Below are 26,326 nucleotides of genomic sequence, written 5' to 3'. Positions count from 1 at the left end.
CTGCTGAGCGCGGGCGTATGGGCAAAACCCCGTGGCAAGAGATCGCGCATCCGGTGCCCGGTGCGGCGCAGGCTATTGGTGCGTTCTCTAACGGTTGTATTGTCGGTGCGCAGCCGTTGCCGTTGGAATCCGTAAATTATCAGGTGATGCGTATCGATCAACGCCGCTATTTCGGTCATCCGGATTTGCTGGCGTTTATCACGCGACTGAGCGCCAAAGTGAAGCAGCAAACCGGTGGTATTGTGCTGGTGGGTGATATGGGGATGCCAGCAGGTGGTCGATTCAGTATCGGCCATGCCAGCCATCAGTCCGGTCTGGATGCGGATATTTGGTTACAGATGCCGTTGCAACGTTGGACGGCCCAGCAACTGCTGAAACCACAACCCATCGATCTGGTGGCGGCCAACGGTCGTCAGGTTAACCCGCGCTTGTGGCAACCGCAGGTGACGGCGCTGATCAAACTGGCAGCGCAGGATAATGAGGTCACCCGCATCTTCGTCAATCCGGCAATCAAGAAACAGCTGTGCCAGGAAGCAGGGCAGGATCGTGACTGGTTGCGTAAAGTGCGCCCCTGGTTTGCGCACCGGGCGCACATGCACGTGCGGTTACGCTGCCCGGCGGATAGCTTGGAATGTCAGGATCAAGAAGCCCCACCCGTTGGCGACGGTTGCGGGGCAGAGCTGAGCAGTTGGTTTACGCCACGCCAGCCGAGCGCTGAAGCGCCAGTGAAAACGCCACCCCCGTTACCGGCCTCGTGCCAGGCATTACTCGATAAACATCTGTTGGTGAACTAAGTCATGGAATGGTTTTTGATCAGCCCCGAAATGCTCGGGGTGTTGTTTGCTTTTGCGGCGCTTGCCGGTTTTATCGATTCTATCGCGGGTGGGGGCGGGTTACTCAGCATCCCTATTTTGCTCTCGGCGGGTCTGAGCCCTGCACAGGCTCTGGCAACCAATAAACTGCAAGAGGTCGGTGGCTCTTTTTCTGCCAGTCTCTATTTTGTCCGTCAGCGCGCAGTGAAATTAAGTGAACAAAAGCTGCCCATCGCGTTAACCTTTTTGGGCTCAACGTTTGGCGCATGGTTGATTCAGCAGATTCACGCGGATTTTTTGCGCCAGATCCTGCCTGTGTTGGTGATCGGCATCGGGCTCTATTTCCTGTTAATGCCAAAAATTGGCGATGAAGACCGCCAGAAGCGCTTGTCTGGCCTTCCGTTTGCCTTTTTGGCGGGCGGATGTATCGGGTTCTATGACGGTTTCTTTGGTCCGGGGGCGGGCTCTTTCTATGCGTTGGCGTTTGTCACGCTCAGCGGTTTCAGCCTACCCAAAGCCACGGCGCATGCCAAGGTGCTCAATTTCACCTCCAACTTTGGCGGGTTGCTGTTCTTTATTCTGGGCGGTCAGGTGTTCTGGGGTGTCGGTCTGGTGATGCTGGTAGGGCAGGTGTTGGGCGCGCGTCTCGGGGCTCGCATGGTGCTCAATAAGGGGAAAAAGCTGATCCGACCGATGCTGGTGATTGTGTCGGCCTGCATGAGCGTGAAGCTGATTTATGATAACCACGGCAGCGATATTGCCCAATGGATGGGACATCTTTGGTCATGACCACATCTACCCTAAGCACCACGCACGATTACCGCGATCTCATCACCTTATTCGCGCAGTGCTTTGAACAGGACTATAACACTCGGCTGGTGAAAGGGGATGATGAGCCTATTTATCTGCCCGCCGATGAACAACTCCCTGACCATCGCATTGTGTTCGCCCATGGGTTTTATGCCAGCGCATTCCATGAAATTTCACACTGGTGTATTGCCGGTGAAGCGCGACGCAAGCTGGTCGATTTTGGCTATTGGTACTGCCCGGATGGGCGTGATGCGGCAACGCAGGGGCAATTTGAGCAGGTAGAAATCAAGCCACAGGCGTTTGACTGGCTGTTTTGCGTGGCATCTGGCTTTCCCTTTAATGTGAGTTGCGACAATCTGGAAGGCGATATCGAGCCGGATCGCATTGCTTTTCAGCGTAAAGTACATGCGCAAGTGATGACGTATCTCGAGCAGGGTATCCCGGCACGGCCATTGCGCTTTATTCGTGCATTACAATCGTTTTACAATACGCCGCCTTTGACGGCGGAGCAGTTCCCGTATCCCGCCGATCTCAACTGATGCGGATAAACGTTAATAGTGAGGATGTTAGATGATCGCAGAATGTGAAGCGCGTATTCTCGCGCTGATTGATGATATGGTAGAACGTGCCAGCGATGATGAACTTTTTGCCGGTGGCTACCTGTGCGGTCATTTGACGCTGGCAGTGGCGGAGGCTGAAGAGCAGGGCGAAACCACTGTTCAGGCGCTCTATCAGCGCGTTTGCGGCAGCGTGCAGCAAGCGATTAAAAACGGTGAGCTTTCGCCGCCGGATCAGATATTGGTCAATGGCATGTGGGAAGATTTATTTCAGCGCGCCTCAAAAATCAACTGATAAATAGATCTGAATGGGTTAGAAAGATGAGAAATAGTATTATTTCTCATCCTGTGACTATTCCCGCGCAAGCGGGTGTTTTGTTTAAAAACAATATCTTGCAAAATAATTTATTTCTATTGGTAAATAAATTTTTCGTACTTTCGCGTATCTTTACACTATTCTGATTAAATTATATACGCACAGTAAACTTCTCTTTATAATATCCGGAATAATAGCCATCAACGAGTGATGCTACAGCAGCAAGGAATAAAAGCAGCTGCCTGGCCTGTTAAACTGACAGGTTATATTCTGCAAGGAATCAGAGTTAATGATGCGTTATCTCGTTATATCTTTACCCTCGTGTTGAGGGTAATAAATTAACTTTGATGACAGAGAATAGATAAATGATGCTGAATAAATATGCTGTAGCTTTTGGTTTTGTTGCTTCACTGGTTGTCGTTCCGGGAATGGCACTGGCTTCTGACAATACCATTTCTTTTCAGGGTGAAGTCGCGGACGAAACCTGTGAGGTTTCGGTCAATGGTAATAACGCATCACCCGTCGTATTACTGCCGACAGTCAGTGCCAGCCAACTGAATGCTGCGGGCCAAACTGCTGGGCAAACCACCTTTGATATCGGTGTGAGCGGCTGTACGGGTGATGCCGACGGCATGACGGTTTCCACGGTATTTGTCGGTAATCAGGTTACCAGCGCGGGCAACCTGGGCAATACCGGCACGGCGAATAACGCTCAAGCTTGCCAGCGATCAGCGTATGTGGCCGCAAGGGCGCAGAGGATTTGCACCAGAAGTGCGCGGTGTGGCGGGGGCGTCGGCGCGCGTGGTGGTACGGCAATTAGGGCAAATTATCTATGCAACCATCGTTCCGCCCGGCGCTTTTGTTATCCGTGATTTGTATAACGCGCAGGATCGCGGAGACTTGCGGGTCGAGGTCATTGAGGCCAACGGACGGGTTTCGACCCTTACTGTGCCTTATGCCTCCGTGCCCGATTCTGTGCTCCCCGGGAACTGGCAATACGAAGTGGCGCTGGGGCGCGTGCGTCATTTTAACAGTCTCGATAACCAGTTTGTCGGAGGGGTTGTCCAGCATGGGCTCAACAATGTGTTTGTGCGCGTTGCAGATGACTATGTGGCGGGGCCGCTTGGCACCGTGATCGCCACCCCCTTAGGGGCAATAGGGACGAACGCGACCTGGTCACACGCGGATGTGAATGGTCATACCGAAGCGGGTTGGCGCAGTGAACTCAGCTATGGCCGCACTTTTACCTCGGGTACCAGCGTGGTGTTGGCAGCCTGGCACTACTCCACCACCGGTTTTCGCGATCTGCAAGATGTACTCGGCCAGCGCCGCCAGTACCGCAATGATGGAAATTACTGGTCAGACAGTCTGAACCAAAAAAACCGTTTCTCTGCCACGGTGAGTCAGGCGATGGGTTCCTGGGACATGCTGAATATGTCTGCCAGCACCAGTAGCTACTACGGCGAGTCATCACGCGTCACCCAACTGCAACTTGGTTACAATAACACCTGGCGCAACATCAGCTATAACCTGAGCGTGGCGCGTCAGCGCACCGTTTGGGATCGTGGGCGTAATTTTGTCAGCGTTAATGACGGAGACTATGACAACACCGGTCAGCAACGCTATACCGAAACCCTTGTCGCGCTCGGTTTTTCTGTCCCCTTTGATGTCGGGAATACCCGCTCCACGGTCTCATTGGACATGAACCGGACAGGAGCCTCGCGCTCAGGCACGCTGAGTGTGGCAGGGGCTTCGGGCGACAACAGTCAGTTCACCTGGTCTGCCTACACCAGGGTTGAAGATTATCAACACGGCGGCAATGCCATGACATTTGGCGGCAGCGCACAGCAAAGCACTTCCCTTGGCTCGGTGCGTGCCTCTGTGGCGCAAGGTGGACAACTACCGTCAGTTTGGCGTGGGAGCCGCCAGTACGCTGGTATTGCATCAGGGCGGAATCACGCTCGGGCCTTATGCCAGCGATACTTTTGCCTTGATTCGTGCGCCAGGTGCCGAAGGGGCGATGGTGCGTAATGGGCAGGGTGCAACTATCGATCGCTTTGGCTACGCCATCCTGCCGTCGCTGGCGCCCTACCGTTACAACACCATCACGCTGGATGCCAGCACCATGAATGATGAAACCGAATTGCAGGACGGCAGCCAGCGATTGGTCCCCTATGTGGGCGCTCTGTGACGCAGGTCAGTTTTTCTACACTGCAAGGCCGGGCTGTACTGATCGCCACGTATCTGGAAGACGGTAGCTTTCCCCCGATGGGGCCGATGTGATAGATGCGGCGGGTAACAGCGTTGGCATGGTTGGGCGAGGTGGACAAATCTATGCCCGTCTTGCGAAGAATGCGGTAACTTGCAGGTAACCTGGGGGCCGCAGGCCGGAGAACAGTGTGCGGTCAGTTACCGTTTACCGCCACGCGGCAGCGACGCTTTCACCCATCTTGATCTGCCTTGTCAGCCACGGAGGTCGCCATGACATTGCGTATGACATTCTGGTTGGCATTGCTGTTGCTCGGGTGCCAGACTGCCTACAGCGCCTGTATTCGCGTCACCAGCACAACATCCTTATCGCAGGCAGCGCGAAATGCGGGTTATACCGCGACCGCCTGGAATGGAGCATATGATACCTGTAACGGCAGAAACATCGGCATGCCCGGCGTGATAAGCTTAAGCAGCGGTACTTTTCAGCCGTCAGGAACCTTACTGGTGAGCAGCTCAATCAGCTTTCTGAGTCAGGGCGCACAGACAGCATTTACCGCCAACCAGATCCTGTTTCGCTGCGCGGTGGCTGATGCCAGCAGCCTGTTTGAAATGTATGCCACCAATGGCGATAGCGGTTATGCCGGTATGTATGCCGCCAGTGAGATAGACGGCGCTTACTACAGCTATGTGCGCAATGTTGCCGTCAGGCTCACTCATTTAAAGACCGATGCCTGCTTTTCCCGCTACTGGCAAGGAAGGCAACTGACGCCGTCGGACTGGTTCTCTCACGGCACCTATATTTATATCCCCGCCAGTGCCTTCAGCGATGTCTTGATGGAGGTGTTTCGCATCGACAGCACCACCTGGTATGGCAACGCCTATAATCGCTATACCTACCTCTACAGCCAGCCTCATGGCTATACTGCATTTAAAGGCCCGGGGTTGAGTACGAATGTCACCGAAGGTGCTGATTCGGCAACTAAATACGAAGGGTGGCCCTACGACTGGCCAGGTACCTGGAGCCTGTACGCGACGGGCGTAACCTTTGTGCGCGGTGCGTCTTGTCGGGTGGATGATTTTCCTAATGTCGTGATGCTGCCGTTGATCACTGCCAATCAACTGCGTCAGGGAGGCACCAGCCGTACCGGGTCCTCCGTCACCATTACAGTGTGAATCCGGGGCATTGTCCAGCACCAGCGTATCAACACTCACTGCTGCGAATGTTTCGATGGGGTTTCTGGTGAATAAGCCCGCCGCAGTGGCGGCGGCACGGTCGTTGGGGTTAGTCACCAGCGGCGGCGGTTTGACCTGGTTGCTGGATAATCAGTACGGCACGGGGGCGGGCGAGGCCTCTGGCGTTGGTATCCGTATTTTCAACAGTAAAGGCCAGGCGATCAACCTGCTGCCGGATTTGACGTCATACGGCACCGGCAACCCGCGCGGGTGGTATGCCTTCAAAGATTTGACCACCAGGGTGTCTGGCGGCAGCACAGAAATTTACGCCGGGGATTTTACTGCATCGCTGGAAGCGATTAATCAACAACCGATTACGCCGGGGACAGTCAATGCGCAATTGCAGATCATGGTCAGTTTTCAGTAGCGTATAGAAAGCCATCGGCGGGATGGTTTGCGCACTTTGGCTGATGGGCTCTGTGCCCGCATTCGGTGTGGTCAATATTGAAGGCACGCGTGTGATTTTGCATGACGGCGAGATGTCGACATCGCTGATTCTCTCCAATTCAGAAAAACAGCCCACGCTGGTTCAGGTCTGGAGCGATGACGGCGATCCGTTGACGCCGCCAGAGCGCGCCACGACGTCGCTGATCGCCGTACCGCCGGTATTCAGTATGAAGCCAGGCGAAGCGCGCTCCTTGCGTTTGCTGCTCACCTCACGTCAGGGGGTTGCCAATGACAAGGAATCGCTGCTGTGGCTTAACGTCTATCAAATCTCACCGAATACGGCAGAGATGACACGCCATACGCAAAACGTGGTGTTGCCGCTGCGTCTGCGCCTGAAAGTGTTTATCCGGCCGGCCGGGTTGGGCGACCCCAATGAGTCTGATGGCGAGCAACTGCGTTTTCGTTTGCTGCAAGGCAGGGACGGAGCGCAGTTGCAGGTCACCAATCCCACCCCTTGGCATATGACGCTGACAGACATCAGCTATGCTGAACAACGTCTGGGCAGCATGATGGTGGCTCCGACGTCCAGCGTAAACCTGCTGATAAACCGCGCGATCGTCGGACAGGCGCTCAGTTATCAGCCCATCAACGATCTCGGCACGCATTGGCGCTATTCCACCACGCTGAATCTGTAATAGCGTGGATTACACCACTCTGCCTCTTAGCAGTTTTCTTACCCAAAAACGGTTCGGATTCAACGCGGCGAGCGTTGGTGCATCCAGAGGCAACGGCTCGCCGTACAGTTGCCCGGCCAGGATCTCTGCGGCCAACGGAGCGGAACACAGCCCGCGCGACCCAAGCGCGCCGATAATGAACAGATCGGGATGAACCGGTGCCGGAGCTACCCTTTCCGGCGTGTGCTGCTGCGTCTCCAGTGTGGCGTATTCCTGTAGCGTTTGCGGGTAATCCGGCGCGGCGCCGATCAGCGGCAGATGATCGCGAATGGCGCAACGTACCCCCCTGACGTGCTGCATTGTCGCTGACGTCAATGTCATTCACCCATGTTGCCTCTGGCAAGCAGGCCGCGAGGCGCTGGTGGTTTTCCTGCTGCTCGTCCGCGCTAAACGTGGTGGCAACCACGCCGCGCTGATAGCTGGCGCCGATACAGTGCTGTTGATGGCGAGGGCTGACGGGCGTCAGATAACCGTCGTAACAGAGCATGCGTTGCAAGCGTTGCATTAGTGGCGTCGTCGGGATATGGCTCACCTGACCGCGCACCGCATAGCAAGGAAGATGTTGGGTTTGCGGCCAGGCGCTGAGCGCGTGTCCGTTAGCCAGGACCACCGCAGGATGGACGAGCTGCTGCTCGTTAGCCAACGTAAGCCGCCAGCCCGAGCGATTGCGCGTGCTTGAGCGCATTCGTCGTCATCTCTGCCGGACACAACCAGCCGCCCTCGGCATAGCTCAGACCAGGAAAACCTATCGCTAATCGTTGCATCCATCTCATCAACACTGAGCGGAGTGACCAAATCGGTTGGCCAATCGCCGTGCAAAATTTGTGTGATTTTTCGCGCGCTCTTTTCATCGTAGGCAATCTGGTTCACGCCACACCAGTCATGCTCAGAGGCAATACCGGCTTGCCCTAGCGCGTCATATTGACGGCGGGCAAAGCCAAACGCCGTGGCGAAAAAGCGGGAAAGCGCATCGTGTTTGTCGTTAAGCAGCGGATAGAGTGCGCCCTGACGGTTACCGGAAGCCCCCAACGCCGGAGCATCATCCTCACAATAGAGCGTCACGTACGCACCGCGGCGCAACAATGCCAGCGCCGTCAGCACGCTGGCGATGCCACCGCCGATAATGGCGATATTATCTGTAGTGCTCGCTGCCGGCCGCGAATACCAGGGTGTTACCGCCGCCGCAGGGATGGCATGGGGTAACACACCGCACAGCATTTCGCGTTTTTGCCCGTACCCCTTGATTTTTTGCACCTCAAAGCCCGCCTGTTGCAAGCCTCGACGCACAAATCCTGCGGCGGTAAAGGTCGCGAAAGTACCCTGTGCTCGGCACAGGCGCGCCATGGCGTGAAACAGGTTCTCCGTCCACATGTCCGGGTTTTTAGACGGGGCAAAGCCATCGAGAAACCAGGCGTCAACCTGATGCGTCAGCGAATCGTCCAGCGTGGGCAGCAGATCGTTGATGTCACCAAACCACAGATCAAGGGTGATGGCGCCGTCAGCCAGAATGAGGCGATGGCAGCCGGGCAGCGCTGACGGCCACGCGTGCCGCAGTTCCTCGGCGTAACGGGCAAACGTCGGCCAGTGGGCGTGTGCCAGCGCCAGATCGTCCACGCGCAAAGGGAGTTTTTCAAAACTGACAAAGTGCAGGCGACGCAGCGTAGCATGCGGGTGCTGCGCGCGAAAATGCACGAAGGCTTCCCACAGCGTCAAAAAGTTCAGGCCAGTGCCGAAGCCGGTTTCAGCGATGACACTCAGTGGGCGATCGTGCTCAAGGAAGCGCGTCGGAAAATGATTGCCCTGCAAAAAAACATAGTGGGTTTCTTCCAGCCCATCCTGATTTGAGAAGTAAACGTCATCAAACTGTTGCGAAACAGGTGTACCTTGTTCGTTCCAGGAGAGTGTACCGTGCTGAATAGCATGGTCTTTCACGATAATTGGCTCATTTTTAAAGCGATAGCGCGATTTTACTCAGCGGGTGCCCGTGGCGCAAATTTTGTAAAAGGTTGGGTGATCGGACTTGTTCAGCTTACATCTGTACGCTAAAGTGCGTGGCGAAATCCCAAAATACATTTATGCGGAAAGAGGTATTGAATGAAACGTGCAGTGATTACTGGCCTGGGGATCGTCTCAAGCATTGGTAATAACCAGCAGGAAGTCATGGCATCGTTGCGGGAAGGCCGCTCGGGTGTTACGTTCTCTCAAGAGCTGAAAGATTCCGGCATGCGTAGTCACGTCTGGGGCAATGTGAAGCTGGACACCGCCGGCCTCATTGAACGTAAGGTCGTGCGTTTCATGAGCGATGCCTCTGTCTATGCTTTTCTGTCAATGGAACAAGCCATTGAAGACGCCAAGCTGGCCCCTGAAGTTTATCAGAACAATCCACGCGTAGGTCTGATCGCCGGCTCAGGCGGTTCTGCGCGCTCTCAGGTGTTTGGTGCGGATGCCATGCGCAGCTCGCGCGGCCTGAAAGCGGTTGGCCCGTATGTGGTCACCAAAGCAATGGGATCGGCGGTTTCTGCATGTCTTGCGACCCCCTTTAAAATTCAAGGTGTGAACTACTCCATCAGCTCCGCGTGTGCCACCTCTGCGCACTGTATCGGTAATGCGGTGGAGCAGATTCAACTGGGCAAACAGGACATCGTGTTTGCTGGCGGTGGTGAAGAGCTGTGCTGGGAGCTGGCCTGTGAATTTGATGCCATGGGCGCACTTTCCACCAAATACAATGAAACGCCGGAAAAAGCTTCCCGCACCTATGATGCCGATCGCGACGGTTTTGTGATTGCTGGCGGCGGTGGTATGGTGGTGGTGGAAGAGCTGGAACATGCGCTGGCGCGCGGCGCGCACATCTACGCTGAAGTGGTTGGCTACGGCGCAACCTCTGACGGTGCCGACATGGTTGCCCCCTCAGGCGAAGGTGCCGTGCGTTGCATGAAGCTTGCGATGCAGGATGTGGATACCCCTATCGATTATATCAACACCCACGGCACGTCTACGCCAGTGGGCGATGTCAAAGAGCTGTGGGCGATCCGTCATGTGTTTGGCGACGCCGTCCCGCCGATCTCGGCGACCAAAGCGATGACCGGGCATTCTCTGGGCGCGGCGGGCGTACAGGAAGCTATCTACTCTCTGCTGATGTTGGAGCACGATTTCATCGCGCCGAGCATTAACGTTGATACGCTGGATGAACTGGCGCAGAACATGAATATCGTGACCGAGCCGACCGAGCGTAAGCTGACGACTGTCATGTCCAACGGTTTCGGTTTTGGCGGCACCAACGCCACGTTGGTGATGCGTAAGTTGCAGTAATCGATAGTCCGTTTTTCTGAACCGGGGCCTTGTGCCCCGGTTTTTTTTGCCGATTAAAACAGTATCCACAGCAGAAACATCACCACGAAAAAGCTGACAATCGGCCAAAACAGCGGTTTGTTGAACACCGACTGCAAAGCGGGTGGCAACGCGGCAACCAGCGGGTTGGTAATCGGCTGTGGATGAGGGAACAGGATCTGTATTGTCAGCCCCCCTTCGGAAGATCGTTGCATGCGGTGAGCAAACAAAAAGGTCACCAGCTCGTTGAGCTGAGGCTGGGTGAGCGGTGTCTGTACCCCGGCATTGAAACGGTTTTGGCTATAGTCCAGCAACAACTGCTGTTCATTGGCTTCCAGCGCGGGCTGAAACAGCGTGTGCAATGCGGACAGGGTCGCCGTCATTGGAGGCTGCGCCGTATTGCCCGCCGTGGTCGCCATGGTCGCGGCTGCGGCCGCCGTTGCTGGTGCGTCGCTGTGCGCATTGCCGGTAGTCAGCAAATGGTGCAGGTCGGTTTGCGTTTGCAAATATTGCATCAGGAGCGGCAGGTGGCGCGCGGGAATCGAGGTGCCCGGCGGCTGGTGTTGCATTGCCGTCAGTGAGGTCCAGATTTTTTCTGTTGGCTCCCCGAACAGCGCTGATAATCGCACTACCATCTGATTCAGGCTGTTCTGCTCGACGCTAGACAGCGGGCGTTGCAGCAGGGCAGTGGTCGCCGCATTGGTAGCGACATTGGTGAGCGCATTTTGCACCAGCGTAGTCGCAAGCGTGGGAGCTCTGCTGGGGGCGGGATTTGTTGTCGCCGCATCCTGCGGCATTTGCAGCATGGTCAGCACCCGCTGTAGCTGAGGCTGGGTCAGCGCTTTTAGCTCGGTGTGACCAAATTCCTGACGCAAAAACTGGGTAACGCGCTGGCTGTTATTTCCTTGCGGTAGCAGATCGGTCAGACGCTGCAACAACGGGTGGCACGCGCTGTTTTGTTGTACCTGAGCCTGGACAAGCTGGTTCTGCAATGACTGCTCGGCGGCAGTAAAATGCTGACCGAGCAGCGTCTGGTTAGGGGCCAGGCCGATATCCTGACGCAGCGTGGTCCAGATGGCATTGTTACTCAGCGACGTCAGCGCCTGTAGCTTAACCACCAGCGTATCCAGCGTAGCGCGTTGGGTAAAGGTCAACGGGGAGTTCGCCGCCGCCGTATTGGAAGACGATGACGTAATGGCTGAAGCCGGCGACGCGGGGGGGCGATCTCCAGGCGTCGGGGTTCCCGGACTGCTGACAGGCTGCATGATGGACTCCTTGCTGCGTGAAAGGCACCCCGCATTCCCCCGGGAGCCCTGAATAGGCAACAGAAATCATAGCAAGGTGTCAGGTGCAAGAATAGTCAGATCATCGGGGAAAATACCGCCTTATTTGTGATTTGCGTCTGCTTCACGCGTTTGCTCAGGTGGCATATTGGCATTTGGCGTGCAAATGGCTTTGCGTCGATAGAGCGGCGTTCGTACACGCTGCGCCATAACAACCCCAAACAATACCATGACCCCACCTACCACGTGATAACTGTGCAGCGCTTCGTGCAGGAACGTTACGGCGATCATTGCGGTAAATACTGGTGTCAGGTTAATGAAAATGCTGGCATTGTTGGCTCCGATGCGCATCACCCCCGCGATCCACATCCAGGGTGCCAGAATCGAGGCAAAAATACCGGCAAACAACACCAGGGGAATATTTTGCGCGTTCAAGGAGATGCTGTCAGCCAACAGCACGACGCCAAAGGCAATTTGCACGTAGAGAGACACCCAGGTCGGCAAAGCAATGGACCAACGTTTGGTCAATACGCCATACAAGGCATATGCCGATGCGGCAATAAACATCATGACTTCGCCGCGCCCGATGCCCTGGGCCAGAATCAGCGCCGGATGCCCACCGCTGATAAGCCAGGTAATGCCAAAGAAGGAGAGCAGCGCGCCGCACAGTAAGCCCAATGTGGGTACCACGCCGAGCAGCGGAAGGCTGATCAACACCGTGGACAATGGGATCAATGAAACCAGAATGCCCATCATCAGCGCGCTGATGCTGTGCGCCGCGTAATAGGCCATGCTTTGGTACAGCACCATGCCGAGAAACCCCAGCAACAGCAATTTTCCCCAGTGTTGCCTGATGGTGTCAGCATGGTGTCGCAGTTGAGGCAACATAAAGGGTGTCAGCACCAGAAAGGCCAACAGCCAGCGGTAGAATGACATCGCAGCCGGATCGATGACGCCAACGGAGAGCTTGTTGACGATCACGTTAAAAGACCAGAACAGGACGGCGATGAGGGGGAATAACGCTTGCATGATAATGATTCTCATTAACTGGGTGAGCCAGTTTACGACAGGCGGGTTCGTTATATATAGTGAAAACAAGACATCTTTAACGGCAAGGCAGACAACATGACCCGGCAACGATCTTACTACCGCCCTGAAGGTATACCGCTACACGGTGTATTTTTGCGTTCAGAGGCGGTCAGTGCCGATACGGAATACTTGCCTCATCGCCATGAGTGGGGACAGTTGCTGTATGTGGTTTCTGGTGTTGTCGTCCTGCGTCTTGAACATGAGCGTTTTTGGGCACCGACCCATTTTGCCATCTGGTTACCGCACGGTGTGGAGCATGCATGCTATAACCAACGTCAGGCCACCATTCGCACCATCAATTTTGATACGCGCTGGTGTGGTGAACTTCCCGAAACGCCTTGTTTGCTTGAGGTCGGCCCGTTGTTTAAGGCGATTCAAGATGATTTGTTTGCGCGCAATGTTTTGATTCCACATGACAAACCCGATCTGCGCTTGTGTCGCGTGCCGTGCGATCAAATGGCGGTGGCACCGCGTCAGCGTAACTATTTGCCGGGAACTGACGATCGACTGCTGGCTCCGGTGCTGCATGCGCTGGAGCAGTGCCCGGCGGATAACCGTACTTTGGCGCAATGGGCAAACGAGGTATACAGCACCGAGCGCACGCTTTCTCGGCGCTGCCAGGCATTGCTCGGTATGTCGTTTAGCGAGTGGCGACAGCGGCTGCGCTACCTGCAAGAGCTGGCATTGCTGCGACAGGGTATGGGCGTGCAGTCAGTGGCGCTGGAGGTCGGCTACAGTTCTTCATCGGCTTTTATCGCCATGTTTCGCCAGCAAAGTGGAGCCACGCCGGAAGGGTATCGAGCCAGACCCTAAGCTATTGGGATAGCGTTGGGATTATTTACCATTCGGTGGCAAAATAGTGCCCCTGTTTTTCTTGCAAGCGTAGTCTGACAGGGGTCGTACATGAAAATTGTGGTTGATGAGAATATGCCGTATGCACGCGAGCTGTTTAGCCGCGTGGGTGACGTGGTGGCCGTGCCGGGAAGGCCGCTGCCCGTGGAGGCGCTGGCACAGGTGCAAGCCCTGATGGTACGCTCCGTCACGCCGGTCAATGCCGCACTGTTGGCGGGGACGGAAGTGACCTTCGTCGGCAGTGCGACGGCAGGCACCGATCATGTCGATGAAACCTGGCTACGCGAGCAGGGTGTGGGCTTTTCGGCGGCGCCGGGATGCAATGCTATTGCAGTCGTGGAATACGTGTTCTCTGCGCTGTTGATGTTGGCGGAGCGCGATGGTTTTCAACTGCGCGACAAAACAGTCGGTATCGTTGGCGTGGGCAACGTCGGGCGACGTTTGCAGGCACGTCTTAATGCCTGGGGCGTGAAAACCTTGCTGTGCGATCCTCCACGGGCGCGCAACGGCGATGTCGGTCCTTTTTTGCCTCTGGATACGTTACTGCGTGAAGCTGATATTCTCACGCTGCATACGCCGTTGACGAAGGGGGGCCCGGATAACACCTTTCATCTCATCGATGATGGGGTGGCAGCCTGGCCGGCGGGGCGTATTCTGATCAACGCCTGCCGCGGTCCCGTGGTGGATAACGCTGCGCTGCTGCGGGCGTTGCAGCAGGGCAAAGATCTGCGCGTAGTGCTGGACGTGTGGGAGCCGGAACCGGGGTTGTCTCTGGATTTGCTGGCGCGTGCTGATGTCGGTACGGCACATATTGCTGGTTATACCCTGGAAGGCAAAGCGCGCGGCACCACGCAGGTGTTTGAAGCGTTGTGCCAGTTTATGGGTCAGCCTCAGCAGGTGCCGCTGGCGTCGCCGTTACCTGTCCCGGATATCACGGATGTCCATCTCACTGCCCCTCTCGATCAAGCGCTGCTTAAGCGTCTGGTACATCTGGTGTATGATGTACGCCGTGACGATGCGCTATTGCGCCAGTCTGCGGGGCAATCTGGCGGATTTGATCGTCTACGTAAACACTATCAGGAGCGCCGCGAATGGTCTTCGCTGCGAGTCACTTGTTCTGATGAGGCCAGCGTGGCCTGTCTGAATGCATTAGGCTTCACTGCCATCTTGCCCTAGTGGGCGAGAGGGTGTCATGAAATACGACGTTTTTAGCGTAGGGTATTCGGGCGGTGATACACCGCCCGAGCAAGAGGTATTGACGAATGGGAGAACACCACATGTTTGACGGCTGGAATATTGCGCTATTGGGCGCAACGGGTGCGGTGGGAACGGCGCTGCTGGAGTTGTTGCAAGAGCGCGCGTTTCCCGTAGGTACGCTCTATCCGCTAGCCAGTGAGCGCAGCGTGGGGGAATCCGTGCGGGTCAACGGTAAATCCTGGCAGGTCGAGGATGCGGCCGATTTCGATTGGTCTCAGGCGCAATTGGCCTTTTTTGTTGCTGGCAGTGAGGCGAGCGCACGTTATGCGGAAGAGGCAGGTAATGCGGGCTGCCTGGTGATTGACAGCAGCGACCTGTTCGCACTGGAGCCGGATGTCCCGTTGGTGGTGCCGGGCGTCAATACGCACGTGCTGGCTGATTACCGCAACCGTAATATTGTTGCGGTGGCAGATAATCTGGTGAGCCAACTGTTGCTGGCTATCAAACCGCTGGTTGATCATCAGGCGGGGTTGTCACGTCTTCACGTCACCAACCTGCTTTCGGTCTCTGCGTTGGGTAAAGCGGCCGTAGACGATTTGGCAGGGCAAAGCGCTCGCTAGCTGAACGGCATTCCACCGGAGCCGGGCCTGTTTGATAAACAGCTGGCGTTCAATTTGCTGCCGTTGCTGGCAGACGAGCAAGGTAGCGTGGCGCAAGAGCGTCGTCTGGTGGATCAGGTACGCAAGGTGTTGCAGGACGAAGGGCTGCCGATTTCCGTTAACTGCGTGCAGGCTCCGGTGTTTTATGGGCATGCACAGGTCGTGCACCTTGAAGCACTGCGTCCGCTGTCTGCGGAAGAAGCCCGAGATGAACTCGCGCGTGCTGAGGATGTGCAACTCAGTGATGAAGATGACTACCCAACGCAGGTGGAGGATGCCTCTGACAACGTTCAACTTAAGATAGGTTGCCTGCGTAACGACTATGATATTCCCGAACTGCTGCAATTCTGGTCGGTGGCGGATAACGTGCGCTTTGGCGGCGCGTTGATGGCAGTGGAGACGGCAGAGCGGCTGGTGCAGGAGTATCTGGGGTAATGTCAGACAGTAATTTGCCGCAGGGGCCAGAAATTATCAAGGTGGCTCTGGGCATTGAGTACGACGGCAGCCGCTATTATGGCTGGCAGTGTCAGGCCGAAGTGGGAAGCGTGCAAGGGCATCTGGAGCAGGCACTGAGCAAGGTAGCCGATGAGCCGATTACTGTGTTTTGTGCGGGCAGAACCGATGCCGGCGTGCATGCTACCGGGCAGGTGGTGCACTTTACAACCCAGGCACAGCGTAAAGATGCCGCCTGGACCATGGGCGTCAATGCCCATTTACCACGGGACATTGCCGTGCGCTGGGTTAAAACGGTGGATGAGGATTTCCACGCGCGTTTCAGCGCGACGGCGCGCCGCTACCGCTACATTATCTTTAATCACCGTTACCGCCCTGCGGTGTTGGCGCAGGGGGTAACCCATTTTCACTTCCCGTTGGATGCAGAGCGCATGGTACGTGCCGGACGGTGTCTGCTGGGCGAGAATGATTTTACCTCGTTTCGCGCCGTGCAATGCCAGTCGCGCACGCCGTGGCGCAATGTAAATCATTTAAAGGTTACGCGTCATGGTGCTTACATCGTGGTAGATATTAAAGCCAATGCGTTTGTGCATCACATGGTGCGCAATATCGTCGGCAGCCTGATGGAAGTGGGGTGCGGCAATCAGCCTGAATCCTGGATAGCCGAATTGCTGGCTGCCAAAGATCGCACGCTGGCGGCCGCCACGGCGCGCGCAGACGGTCTTTATCTGGTCGCGGTAGATTATCCGGTGCGTTTCGAACTGCCAGCGTTGCCGATGGGCCCGCTGTTTCTGGAAGATTGACCTGTGGCGGGCAGTTGCGCCTGTGTCCACACTAAACACTGATGAGGATAGTCACGGCGCTGTGCCGTGAAAAATGCCCATGATGGAACTTGTCGCGTTTATACGCTTTATCATCGATTTTATTCTGCATATTGATGTTCACCTCTTGATGTTCACCTCGCGGAACTGGTTGCGCAATACGGTGTCTGGATTTATGCGATTCTGTTTTTGATCCTGTTTTGCGAAACGGGCCTGGTGGTGACGCCGTTCCTACCGGGGGATTCCCTGTTGTTTGTTGCTGGTGCGCCTGGCGGCGCTACCGAGTAACGATTTGAACGTGCACACCATGGTGGCGCTGATGGTTGCGGCGGCCATTCTGGGGGATGCCGTCAACTACACTATTGGGCGTTTGTTCGGGGAAAAGCTGTTCAGTAACCCGAATTCGAAAATTTTTCGCCGCAGTTATCTGGATAAAACACATCAGTTTTATGCCCGACACGGCGGTAAAACGATTATTCTGGCGCGTTTCGTGCCGATTGTGAGAACATTCGCGCCGTTTGTCGCCGGTATGGGGCATATGCGCTACCGCCACTTTGCTCTCTATAATGTGGTAGGGGCGTTGTTGTGGGTATTGCTGTTTACCTACGCAGGTTATCTGTTCGGCGACCTGCCGATTGTGCAAGAAAACTTGAAGTTATTGATTGTCGCTATTATTTTCATCTCTATTTTGCCGGGTATCATTGAAATCTGGCGGCATAGACGAGCGGCGGCGCGAGCGGATAACCACTCGCACTCGCAAGAATAAACGCGGTAATCTCTCCGGTTTGACCAGTTTTCTATCCACAGTCCCGGAGTGTTATGGTTTAATGAGCGGCATTTATGGTCTGTCCCCGGTGACGACCTGCGTTGCCAACGCCCCGAAACGACGGAGTAGCAATCGGTTCGGACAGCGGCAAACGCACGTAATGACGGGGCAGAGCGGACTGGCCATGGCCAGGTTCAAGTAGAAAGGTTATCAATGAGCTGGATTGAACGAATTCTTAACAAGAGCAACATTACACCGACCCGCAAGGCCAATATTCCTGAAGGGGTATGGACAAAATGTGATAGCTGCGGTCAGGTGCTTTACCGCGCCGAGTTGGAGCGTAACCTTGAGGTGTGTCCTAAGTGTGACCACCACATGCGGCTTTCCGCCCGTGCGCGCTTGAATGCGTTTCTGGATAAGGACAGCGTGGTTGAGCTGGGTAGTGAGCTGGAGCCCAAGGATGCGCTGAAGTTCAAAGACTCTAAGAAATACAAAGATCGTCTGGTTGCCGCGCAGAAACAGTCTGACGAAAAAGACGCGCTGGTGGTGATGATAGGCACGCTGTACGGCATGCCAGTAGTGGCTGCCTCTTTTGAATTTGCCTTTATGGGCGGTTCCATGGCCTCTGTGGTCGGTGCGCGTTTCGTGCGTGCAGTAGAGCAGGCGCTGGAAGATGGCTGTCCGTTGGTGTGTTTCTCCGCCAGCGGTGGTGCGCGTATGCAAGAAGCGCTGATGTCGCTGATGCAAATGGCGAAAACCAGCGCAGCCTTGGCTAAGATGCGCGAGCGCGGTCTGCCCTATATCTCCGTATTGACCGATCCGACCATGGGCGGTGTTTCGGCCAGTTTGGCGATGCTCGGCGATCTGAACATTGCAGAACCTAAAGCGCTGATTGGCTTTGCCGGCCCGCGCGTTATTGAACAGACGGTACGTGAAAAACTGCCTCCGGGTTTCCAGCGTAGCGAATTCTTGCTGGAGAAAGGGGCGATCGACATGATCGTGCACCGTCCGGAAATGCGCTTCAAACTGGCCAGCATCCTGTCTCGGTTGACGAACCATCCTGAGCCGGTGGAAACCGCTGATGTTCGTCCGCCGGAAGTGACCACTGAACCGCAGGATGATGCGCAATAAGTGACACATGTACAGGATGCGGCAGGCGACGCTCGTGTTGGTTACGCATCCTGTATCAATGAACCGTAAGCCAGTGAACGAGACTCATGGAAAATCTTCACATTCCCCAAGCCACGTCGCCTTTGGCCGCGTGGCTTCATTATCTGGAGCACCTGCACGCCACTGCCATTGACATGGGATTGACGCGTGTTAAACAGGTTGCTGCTCGTCTTCACCTGCTTCGTCCGGCCCCAACGGTATTTACTGTAGCGGGAACCAACGGAAAGGGCACTACCTGCTGCACGCTGGAAGCCATTCTGATGGCGGCGGGACTGCGTGTCGGTGTCTACAGTTCGCCCCATCTGCTGCGCTACACTGAGCGGGTGCGCATTCAAGGTCAGGAGTTGCCGGAGGCCGCCCACTGTCAGGCTTTTGCTGAGATTGACGCCGGGCGTGGCGATGTTTCGCTGACCTATTTCGAATTTGGCACCCTTGCCGCGCTGCACCTGTTTAAGCAGGAGAATCTGGATGTGGTTATTCTGGAAGTCGGGCTGGGGGGACGTCTGGACGCCACCAATATCGTCGATGCCGATGTGGCGGTGGTGACCAGCATAGCGCTCGATCATACCGACTGGCTGGGGCACGATCGCGAAAGTATTGGTCGTGAAAAAGCCGGTATTTTCCGCGGTGAAACACCGGCGGTGGTCGGTGAGCCGGATATGCCCGCCTCTATCGCTGCTGTGGCTGAAGAGAAGGGGGCATTGCTGTACAGGCGTGGTCTTGATTGGCAGTTCGCGCAAGAAGGCGACGGTTGGTATTGGCAGCCAACCGGTGGGGAGCGCATGACGCTGCCTCTACCGAACGTGCCGCTGCCTAATGCCGCTACAGCGCTGGCGGCGCTACATCAAGGGCCAATTGATGTTCCTCTGGCTGCTATCGAACAGGGGTTGCGACGCGCGGCACTGCCGGGCCGTTTTCAAACGGTAAGCGAACAGCCGCGGCTGATTCTGGATGTTGCTCATAATCCACATGCTGCGGGTTATCTGGCCGGGCGCTTGGCACAGTTGCCACAAACGGGCAAAGTGCGTGCGGTGATAGGCATGCTGGCTGATAAAGATATTCCCGGCACCCTGGCGTACCTCAAGCCGGTGGTGGATGAATGGTATTGTGCCCCGCTGGAAGGTCCGCGGGGTGCAGGTGCTGAATTGATAACCGCACACCTCGATCGTAGCCGGTCGTTTGATGATGTCGCGACCGCCTGGCGTCAGGCGATGCAAGAGGCGGACACTCAGGATACCGTCGTAGTGTGTGGATCTTTTCATACGGTAGCGCATGTGATGGCGGCGCTGGATGAGAGTAGGGTGAATGGCAAGTAAGTTTCAAAACCGTCTGGTCGGCACCATTATTCTGGTCGCGTTGGGCGTGATTGTGCTGCCTGCGCTGCTGGATGGCAAAAAGAAACATTACGAAGATGAGTTTGCCGCGATTCCTCTGGTGCCTAAGCCGGGCGACAGCAGTGAGGCAGAATCACTGCCTTCATTGAACCAGTCATTGCCCAGTCAGCCGCCAGAAGGGGCGCAGCAGGCGATGCAGGGGCAACCGCCCCAGGGCGGCGTGACCACGCCTGAGGATGAAGGTGAAACGCAGGCACCGCCGACCAACGCACCTTCTTCTGCTTCTGCGCCGATAGAAATCGCACCGCCCGCTGTGGCCGCTCGTCCGGTAGCCCCTAAAGCGGAAGTGAAGCAGGAAACCAAGCCCAAGGCGAAACCGGAAATCAAACCGGAAGTGAAGCCTGAGGCCGCGCCAGCAGGACAAGCCTATGTCGTGCAACTGGGGGCGTTGAAAAATGCCGACAAAGTGAACGAGATTGTGGCTAAACTGCGCCTGTCGGGATACCGTGCTTATACCATTCCGTTGACACCTGTCGCTGGGGAGATAACCCGTATTTACGTCGGGCCGGATGCGTCGAAACAGAAATTGCAATCTGCCCTGGGCGAACTGCAACAGTTGAGCGGATTGAGCGGTCAGGTAAGAAACTACAGCGCACGTTAAATGTGTCCAGAGGGCATTGCCCTCTGAGGTTGTTGGCAAACCTTTTGGTATGTCCTTGTTTCCCGGCGCATCACGCCGTGGGGCGCTCCAGCGGCTTACGCCGCTACGACCCCATCGCCGTACTTCGCCTAACAACGGACTTTGTCATTAGTCTGAGAGGCATCGCCCTCGGGGTTTTGACACCCGATGCGAAAGGGTGAGTGCATCGCGTAGCGATGCTGCCAGCAAATTCACCTATCGGTGAAATCGTTGGGGAAATAGGCTACGCAAACGTTTTCTTTTTCTGTTAGAATGCGCCGCGAACAGGATGATGAGCGGCGCTACGCTCTCTTAACCAGGCGATAATCGTTGCCTGTACGAGAGGGATTGTGTTGGCATCGTTCGTGAGTGAGAGAGTTCATGGTTTGGGTTGACTACGTCATCATGGGCATTATTGGTTTCTCAGCGCTGGTCAGTTTGATCCGGGGCTTTGTTCGTGAGGCGCTTTCGCTGATCACCTGGGGCAGTGCATTTTTTGTCGCCAGCCACTATTACCCATACCTGTCAGTCTATTTCACGCGCTTTGAAGACGAGCTGGTGCGCAACGGGGTTGCCATCGCCATTCTGTTTATTGCGACATTGATTGTGGGAGCGATCGTCAACCATGTGATTGGCTCACTAGTTGAACGAACCGGGCTTTCAGGCACCGACAGGGTACTGGGCATTTGCTTTGGTGCGCTGCGCGGCGTGTTGATTGTCTCTGCACTGCTGTTCTTTTTGGATACCTTTACCGGTTTTTCACAAAGCGACGACTGGAAACGGTCTCAGCTCATCCCGCAGTTTAGCTGTATCATCAGGTGGTTTTTCGACTATCTGCAAAGCACGTCAAGTTTCTTGCCGCAGCACATAGAGCTGCGGTAGCGCTGATGAGGAAAAGACAACATGTGCGGTATTGTCGGTATCGCCGGTTTTACACCGGTAAACCAGTCGATTTATGACGCGTTAACGGTGTTACAGCACCGTGGACAAGATGCCGCAGGCATCGTCACCATCGATCCCATGAACTGCTTCCGCCTGCGTAAGGCGAACGGCCTGGTGAAGGACGTATTCGAGGCACGCCATATGCAGCGTCTGCAAGGCAATATGGGCGTGGGGCATGTGCGTTATCCTACCGCGGGCAGCTCCAGCACATCGGAGGCCCAGCCGTTTTATGTCAATTCCCCGTTTGGCATCACGCTGGCACACAACGGTAACCTGACCAACGCGCACGAACTGCGTAAACAGTTGTTCGAGCGAGGGCGTCGTCACGTTAATACCACCTCTGATTCTGAGATTCTGCTCAATATCTTTGCCTGCGAGTTGGATCGTTTCCAACACTATCCGCTGGATGCTGACAATGTGTTTGCTGCCGTTGCCGCAACCCACAAGCAGATTCGCGGTGCGTATGCCTGCGTTGGCATGATCATCGGTCATGGCCTGTTTGCCTTCCGCGATCCGCACGGTATCCGTCCGTTGGTGATCGGCAAGCGCGAACTGGCGGATGGCCGCATCGAGTATATGGTGGCCTCGGAAAGCGTGGCGCTGGATACCCTCGGTTTTGAGTTCTTGCGTGACGTAGCGCCGGGAGAGGCGGTTTACATCACCGAGAAAGGGCAACTGTTTACGCGCCAGTGTGCCGAGAACCCGAAAAGCAATCCGTGCCTGTTCGAGTATGTTTACTTTGCTCGTCCGGACTCCTTTATCGACAAAATTTCGGTCTACAGCGCCCGCGTACGCATGGGGCAGAAGCTGGGTGAGAAGATTGCTCGCGTGTGGGAAGATCTGGATATCGATGTGGTGATCCCAATTCCGGAAACCTCCTGCGATATCGCGCTGGAGATTGCGCGCATTATTGATAAACCGTACCGTCAGGGGTTTGTGAAAAACCGCTATGTTGGCCGTACCTTTATCATGCCAGGTCAGGAACAGCGTAAAAACTCGGTGCGCCGTAAGCTGAATGCCAACCGCGCTGAGTTCCGCGACAAAAATGTGCTGCTGGTGGATGACTCCATCGTGCGTGGCACCACTTCGGAGCAAATCGTCGAAATGGCGCGTAAAGCGGGTGCGCGTCGCGTTTATCTGGCTTCAGCTGCGCCGGAAATTCGTTTCCCCAACGTGTATGGCATTGATATGCCGAGCGCCAATGAGCTGATTGCCCACGGGCGTGAGGTGGAAGAGATTCGTCAGATTATCGGTGCTGATGCCCTGATTTTCCAGGACCTGGACGATCTGATCGCCGCTGCGCGGGAAGAGAACCCGGATATCGTACAGTTCGAATGCTCGGTATTTAACGGCGTCTACGTGACCAAAGATGTCGATCAAGGGTACCTCGACTATCTGGAAGGGTTGCGCAACGACGATGCCAAAGCGCTGCGCGGCCAGAACGAAGTCGAAGATCTGGAACTGCACAACGAAGGCTGATTGCATTCTCGACATTGATCGGCAATCACAGTGAAAAGGGAGGCGCGTAAGAGTCTCCCTTTGTTGCTTATTGGCCGGGGATGAGGCAAAGTCAGCCCAGTTCTCTTTTTTACGCAGCAGCATTTCGAGGTTAGGCATGAAACGACTCATCATTGGACTTTCCGGTGCCAGCGGAGCTATCTATGGCGTGCGCCTGTTGCAGGTGTTGCAGCCGTTGGAAAACGTGGAAACCCATTTGATCATGAGTCCTGCCGCCAGACAGACGTTGACGCTCGAGAGTGATTTCAGCGTGCGCGATGTGCAGGCATTGGCTGACGTGGTACATGACAGCCGTGATATTGCCGCCTCGCTGTCATCCGGATCGTTTCGCACCGCGGGGATGGTGATTCTTCCCTGCTCGATCAAAACCCTCTCCGGCATTGTGCACAGCTATAGCGATAATTTGTTGATCCGCGCAGCCGACGTGATACTGAAAGAGCGCCGCCCGTTGGTGCTGTGCGTGCGCGAAACACCATTACATCTCGGACATCTGCGCCTGATGACCGAGGCCGCAGAAATGGGGGCGGTCATCATGCCGCCTGTTCCCGCGTTTTATCACCGCCCGCAGACCTTGCAGGACGTCGTCGATCAAACGGTCAACCGTGTCCTCGATCAGTTTGATATTGCGTTGCCCGAGGCGTTGTTCACTCGCTGGCAAGGCAGTTGACGCCGCCGAATCTTGCAAGGTTATGCAAAAACACACCAATCAGGTGCAATTTGCGTTGCCTTTTCTCTCGCTTTCTTGCCTGTCTCCACTGGGTTTGCACTACGCTTAAGCGGTGATGCGTTGTTATGGTGCAATTGTTGATTGATTTGCACCAAATTGTTGCCAAGACCGTGCGCCGCATCCGTCTTGGCTAACCTGTGCATCAGCACCATCGGCAGGGTGCCCCTATCATTACGCGCTTGCGGCAGATTTCGGATTTATCCGTATTCCGCTGCAATTATGGAGCGGATTTTGCAGGGTTTCTGCTGATGAGACTGGCGGCGCTGGCATCCCTTTCGCGCAAACGCGCGCAGGCGTCTGACCGCCCCTTTACGCTTAGTGATATTCATTCTTTTGATCATCATTCCATCAAGATAAGGGTTGCGAAATGAAAAAATTATTCAGAATTCTGCCGTTGGTCTTAGTTATTGCTGCGGGAAGCGCGCTGGCCGATGTTCCCAAGAATCTCAAAATCGGCACCGATCCGACGTATGCACCCTTTGAGTCCAAAAATGCTAGCGGTGAATTGGTGGGATTTGATATCGATCTGGCCAAAGAGCTGTGCAAGCGCATCAAGACCGAATGTACCTTTGTTGAAAGCGATTTCGACGCGCTGATCCCTTCACTGAAAGCGAAAAAAATTGATGCCATCATCTCTTCGCTCTCCATCACCGAGAAGCGCCAGCAGGAGATTGCTTTCACGGAAAAACTCTACGCCGCCAACGCGCGTCTGATCGAGAAGAAAGGGGCGAACATTCAACCGACGCTGGAATCGCTGCGTGGTAAACGTGCCGGGGTATTGCAGGCATCCACTCAGGAAGCCTATGCCAATGCCAACTGGCAGCCGAAAGGCATTGATGTGGTTGCTTACCAGAACCAGGATATGATCTACGCCGATTTGACTGCAGGCCGTATCGATGCTGCATTCCAGGATGAAGTGGCAGGCAGCGAAGGCTTCCTGAAATTACCTGCGGGCAAAGATTACGTGTTTGCTGGTCCTGCGGTAAAAGATGATAAATTCTTTGGCGTGGGTACGGGTATGGGGCTACGCAAAGAAGATAAAGAGCTGAAAGCCGCGCTGGATAAAGCGTTTGAAGAGATGCGCAAAGATGGCACCTACGACACTTTCGCGAAGAAATACTTCGATTTTGACGTATACGGCGGCTAATGGCGTGTTGCCGGAATCTGCCTGCGTCATGCAGGCAGAGTGTGCATTTTTAGACGGAAACGCGCGATGCTCTACGGCTATACCGATTTGATCCTTGATGGAGCGCGCATGACGCTGCAATTGACAGTGTGCTCGCTTCTGTTGGCGTTGGTCATTGGGCTTATTGGCGCGGCCGCCAACCGCCCGCTGTCCGGTTTTTTCTCCGCGTATACCACGCTTATCCGTGGTGTGCCGGATCTGGTGTTAATGTTACTGATTTTTTATGGCTTGCAGATTGCGCTCAACAGCCTGACCGAAACGATTGGCATCGCACAAATCGATATCGACCCACTCTCGGCGGGGATCATCACGCTCGGATTTATCTACGGGGCCTATTTTACCGAAACCTTTCGCGGTGCCTATCTGGCTGTGCCGCCAGGACAGATTGAAGCTGCGGTGGCTTACGGTTTTACCCCACTGAAAGTATTTCGCCGCATCATGTTTCCTTCCATGATGCGCTTTGCGCTGCCGGGGATCGGGAATAACTGGCAGGTGATCCTCAAAGCAACGGCGCTGGTCTCACTGTTGGGGTTGAATGATATTGTCAAAGTGACACAGTTGGCAGGCAAGGGCGCGCATGAGCCGTTCTATTTCGCCATTGTCGCTGGGGTGATGTATTTGATTTTACCACGGTCTCCAATGGGGTGCTGTGGTGGCTGGAACGCCATTACTCGCAGGGCGTGAAGAAGGTGAATTATGAGTGAGATCCTGCAACAGTACTGGCAACCCTTGCTGTGGAGTGACGGTTATCGGCTCACCGGTCTGGCGATGACGTTGTGGCTGCTGATTTCGTCCGTGGTGATTGGCGGTCTGCTGGCAATCCCGCTGGCAATTGTCCGTGTATCCCCGCGGCGGCGTTTCAGTTTTTCGGTATGGGTTTTTACCTATGTGTTTCGCGGCACGCCGCTTTACGTGCAACTGCTGGTGTTCTACTCCGGCGTCTACAGCCTGGAAATCGTGCGCGGTACTGACATGCTGAATGCGTTTTTCCGCAGCGGGCTGAACTGTGCGGTTTTGGCATTGGCGTTAAACACCCGTGCGTATACCACAGAAATTTTTGCCGGTGCGATCCGCTCGGTGCCCCACGGTGAAATTGAAGCCGCCAGAGCCTATGGTTTTTCTCGTTTTAAACAGTATCGCTGCATTATTTTGCCCTGTGCGTTACGCATTGCGCTGCCGGCATACAGCAATGAGGTGATTTTGATGCTCCACTCCACGGCGCTGGCTACGGCATATTCATACCCGTTCTTCTCATTAATATCA

The 26,326-nt window shown here is 55.4% G+C and carries 23 protein-coding genes and 6 pseudogenes; 25 read left to right on the top strand and 4 right to left on the bottom strand.

Going from position 1 to position 26,326, the window contains the following annotated elements:
* Positions 1-17 precede the first annotated feature (17 nt).
* The 10 genes and pseudogenes from mepA to ACMZI0_RS09965 all read left to right on the top strand — a co-directional run bounded on the left by mepA (position 18) and on the right by ACMZI0_RS09965 (position 7,021).
* Positions 18-794, top strand: coding sequence for a penicillin-insensitive murein endopeptidase (gene mepA, locus ACMZI0_RS10010; RefSeq protein WP_415672831.1), 777 nt, complete (start codon positions 18-20; stop codon positions 792-794).
* A 3-nt stretch (positions 795-797) separates the two neighbouring features.
* Positions 798-1,601, top strand: a complete 804-nt coding sequence (locus ACMZI0_RS10005; RefSeq protein ID WP_415672830.1) for a sulfite exporter TauE/SafE family protein — start codon at positions 798-800, stop codon at positions 1,599-1,601.
* Positions 1,598-2,161 carry an elongation factor P hydroxylase gene (locus ACMZI0_RS10000; protein ID WP_415672829.1) on the top strand — a complete coding sequence of 188 codons (564 nt, stop codon included), beginning with the start codon at positions 1,598-1,600 and terminating at the stop codon, positions 2,159-2,161. The genes ACMZI0_RS10005 and ACMZI0_RS10000 overlap by 4 nt, the downstream gene beginning before the upstream one ends.
* A 31-nt stretch (positions 2,162-2,192) precedes the next feature.
* Positions 2,193-2,474 carry a YfcL family protein gene (locus ACMZI0_RS09995; RefSeq protein WP_415672828.1) on the top strand — a complete coding sequence of 94 codons (282 nt, stop codon included), beginning with the start codon at positions 2,193-2,195 and terminating at the stop codon, positions 2,472-2,474.
* 386 nt (positions 2,475-2,860) lie between these two features.
* A complete protein-coding gene (locus ACMZI0_RS09990) occupies positions 2,861-3,367 on the top strand; it encodes a fimbrial protein (protein WP_415672827.1) in 507 nt (168 codons plus the stop codon).
* The gene (locus tag ACMZI0_RS09985; RefSeq protein WP_415672826.1) at positions 3,267-4,526 is read left to right on the top strand and encodes a fimbria/pilus outer membrane usher protein; all 1,260 of its coding nucleotides are present in this window, start codon (positions 3,267-3,269) and stop codon (positions 4,524-4,526) included. The genes ACMZI0_RS09990 and ACMZI0_RS09985 overlap by 101 nt, the downstream gene beginning before the upstream one ends.
* Positions 4,411-4,686, top strand: a complete 276-nt coding sequence (locus ACMZI0_RS09980; protein WP_415672825.1) for a fimbria/pilus outer membrane usher protein — start codon at positions 4,411-4,413, stop codon at positions 4,684-4,686. Before ACMZI0_RS09985 ends, ACMZI0_RS09980 begins: the two co-directional genes overlap by 116 nt.
* Positions 4,687-4,774: 88 nt before the next feature.
* On the top strand, positions 4,775-4,867 hold the full coding sequence (locus ACMZI0_RS09975; protein WP_415672824.1) for a hypothetical protein: 93 nt from the start codon (positions 4,775-4,777) through the stop codon (positions 4,865-4,867).
* Between the two features lie 109 nt (positions 4,868-4,976).
* A pseudogene (gene stbD / locus ACMZI0_RS09970) lies at positions 4,977-6,306 on the top strand (fimbrial usher protein StbD).
* Between the two features lie 22 nt (positions 6,307-6,328).
* A complete protein-coding gene (locus ACMZI0_RS09965) occupies positions 6,329-7,021 on the top strand; it encodes a fimbria/pilus periplasmic chaperone (RefSeq protein WP_415672823.1) in 693 nt (230 codons plus the stop codon).
* Positions 7,022-7,030: 9 nt separating this feature from the next.
* Here ACMZI0_RS09965 and mnmC read toward each other — a convergent pair.
* Positions 7,031-8,992, bottom strand: a pseudogene (mnmC, locus tag ACMZI0_RS09960) (bifunctional tRNA (5-methylaminomethyl-2-thiouridine)(34)-methyltransferase MnmD/FAD-dependent 5-carboxymethylaminomethyl-2-thiouridine(34) oxidoreductase MnmC).
* Positions 8,993-9,154: 162 nt separating this feature from the next.
* On the opposite strand from mnmC, the gene fabB reads away from it, so the two are divergent.
* Positions 9,155-10,369 carry a beta-ketoacyl-ACP synthase I gene (fabB, locus tag ACMZI0_RS09955; protein ID WP_415672822.1) on the top strand — a complete coding sequence of 405 codons (1,215 nt, stop codon included), beginning with the start codon at positions 9,155-9,157 and terminating at the stop codon, positions 10,367-10,369.
* Positions 10,370-10,422: 53 nt separating this feature from the next.
* On the opposite strand, the gene ACMZI0_RS09950 is transcribed toward fabB, so the two are convergent.
* A complete protein-coding gene (locus ACMZI0_RS09950) occupies positions 10,423-11,652 on the bottom strand; it encodes a flagella biosynthesis regulator Flk (protein ID WP_415672821.1) in 1,230 nt (409 codons plus the stop codon).
* A 120-nt stretch (positions 11,653-11,772) separates the two neighbouring features.
* Positions 11,773-12,699, bottom strand: coding sequence for a DMT family transporter (locus tag ACMZI0_RS09945; RefSeq protein ID WP_415672820.1), 927 nt, complete (start codon positions 12,697-12,699; stop codon positions 11,773-11,775).
* A 96-nt stretch (positions 12,700-12,795) separates the two neighbouring features.
* Here ACMZI0_RS09945 and ACMZI0_RS09940 point away from each other — a divergent pair, with 96 nt between their 5' ends.
* The 11 genes and pseudogenes from ACMZI0_RS09940 (at position 12,796) to ACMZI0_RS09890 (ending at position 23,817) form a co-directional block, all read left to right on the top strand.
* A complete protein-coding gene (locus tag ACMZI0_RS09940; RefSeq protein ID WP_415672819.1) occupies positions 12,796-13,572 on the top strand; it encodes an AraC family transcriptional regulator in 777 nt (258 codons plus the stop codon).
* A 90-nt stretch (positions 13,573-13,662) separates the two neighbouring features.
* Entirely contained in the window at positions 13,663-14,787 is a 1,125-nt protein-coding gene (locus tag ACMZI0_RS09935; protein ID WP_415672818.1) for a DUF3410 domain-containing protein, read from the top strand.
* Between the two features lie 101 nt (positions 14,788-14,888).
* Positions 14,889-15,902 (top strand): annotated as a pseudogene (locus ACMZI0_RS09930) (aspartate-semialdehyde dehydrogenase).
* Positions 15,902-16,723, top strand: a complete 822-nt coding sequence (gene truA, locus ACMZI0_RS09925) for a tRNA pseudouridine(38-40) synthase TruA (protein ID WP_415672817.1) — start codon at positions 15,902-15,904, stop codon at positions 16,721-16,723. The pseudogene ACMZI0_RS09930 and the gene truA overlap by 1 nt, the downstream one beginning before the upstream one ends.
* A gap of 82 nt (positions 16,724-16,805) precedes the next feature.
* Positions 16,806-17,507: pseudogene (locus ACMZI0_RS09920) on the top strand (DedA family protein).
* Between the two features lie 213 nt (positions 17,508-17,720).
* The gene (gene accD / locus ACMZI0_RS09915) at positions 17,721-18,638 is read left to right on the top strand and encodes an acetyl-CoA carboxylase, carboxyltransferase subunit beta (protein ID WP_415672816.1); all 918 of its coding nucleotides are present in this window, start codon (positions 17,721-17,723) and stop codon (positions 18,636-18,638) included.
* A gap of 86 nt (positions 18,639-18,724) precedes the next feature.
* Complete coding sequence (folC, locus tag ACMZI0_RS09910; protein WP_415672815.1) at positions 18,725-19,993, top strand: bifunctional tetrahydrofolate synthase/dihydrofolate synthase; 1,269 nt, start codon at positions 18,725-18,727, stop codon at positions 19,991-19,993.
* The gene (gene dedD, locus ACMZI0_RS09905; protein WP_415672814.1) at positions 19,983-20,672 is read left to right on the top strand and encodes a cell division protein DedD; all 690 of its coding nucleotides are present in this window, start codon (positions 19,983-19,985) and stop codon (positions 20,670-20,672) included. The genes folC and dedD overlap by 11 nt, the downstream gene beginning before the upstream one ends.
* 399 nt (positions 20,673-21,071) lie before the next feature.
* A complete protein-coding gene (cvpA, locus tag ACMZI0_RS09900; protein ID WP_415672813.1) occupies positions 21,072-21,572 on the top strand; it encodes a colicin V production protein in 501 nt (166 codons plus the stop codon).
* A 21-nt stretch (positions 21,573-21,593) separates the two neighbouring features.
* On the top strand, positions 21,594-23,111 hold the full coding sequence (purF, locus tag ACMZI0_RS09895) for an amidophosphoribosyltransferase (RefSeq protein WP_415672812.1): 1,518 nt from the start codon (positions 21,594-21,596) through the stop codon (positions 23,109-23,111).
* Between the two features lie 136 nt (positions 23,112-23,247).
* Positions 23,248-23,817, top strand: coding sequence for a UbiX family flavin prenyltransferase (locus tag ACMZI0_RS09890; protein ID WP_415672811.1), 570 nt, complete (start codon positions 23,248-23,250; stop codon positions 23,815-23,817).
* 20 nt (positions 23,818-23,837) lie between these two features.
* Here ACMZI0_RS09890 and ACMZI0_RS09885 read toward each other — a convergent pair whose 3' ends face one another.
* The gene (locus ACMZI0_RS09885; protein ID WP_415672810.1) at positions 23,838-24,029 is read right to left on the bottom strand and encodes a hypothetical protein; all 192 of its coding nucleotides are present in this window, start codon (positions 24,027-24,029) and stop codon (positions 23,838-23,840) included.
* 215 nt (positions 24,030-24,244) lie between these two features.
* Between ACMZI0_RS09885 and ACMZI0_RS09880 the strand changes: the two genes are divergently transcribed.
* The 3 genes and pseudogenes from ACMZI0_RS09880 to hisM all read left to right on the top strand — a co-directional run.
* Positions 24,245-25,024, top strand: a complete 780-nt coding sequence (locus tag ACMZI0_RS09880) for a lysine/arginine/ornithine ABC transporter substrate-binding protein (RefSeq protein ID WP_415672809.1) — start codon at positions 24,245-24,247, stop codon at positions 25,022-25,024.
* A gap of 66 nt (positions 25,025-25,090) precedes the next feature.
* Positions 25,091-25,767, top strand: a pseudogene (locus ACMZI0_RS09875) (histidine ABC transporter permease HisQ).
* Positions 25,760-26,308, top strand: a pseudogene (gene hisM / locus ACMZI0_RS09870) (histidine ABC transporter permease HisM); the annotation flags it as partial. The pseudogenes ACMZI0_RS09875 and hisM, both read left to right, overlap by 8 nt.
* Positions 26,309-26,326: the final 18 nt, after the last annotated feature.

This window comes from Symbiopectobacterium sp. (assembly GCF_047692315.1).
Lineage (GTDB): Bacteria > Pseudomonadota > Gammaproteobacteria > Enterobacterales > Enterobacteriaceae > Symbiopectobacterium.
Note: the sequence above shows the minus strand (reverse complement) of the source record. Positions and strands in the feature narration are given on the sequence as shown.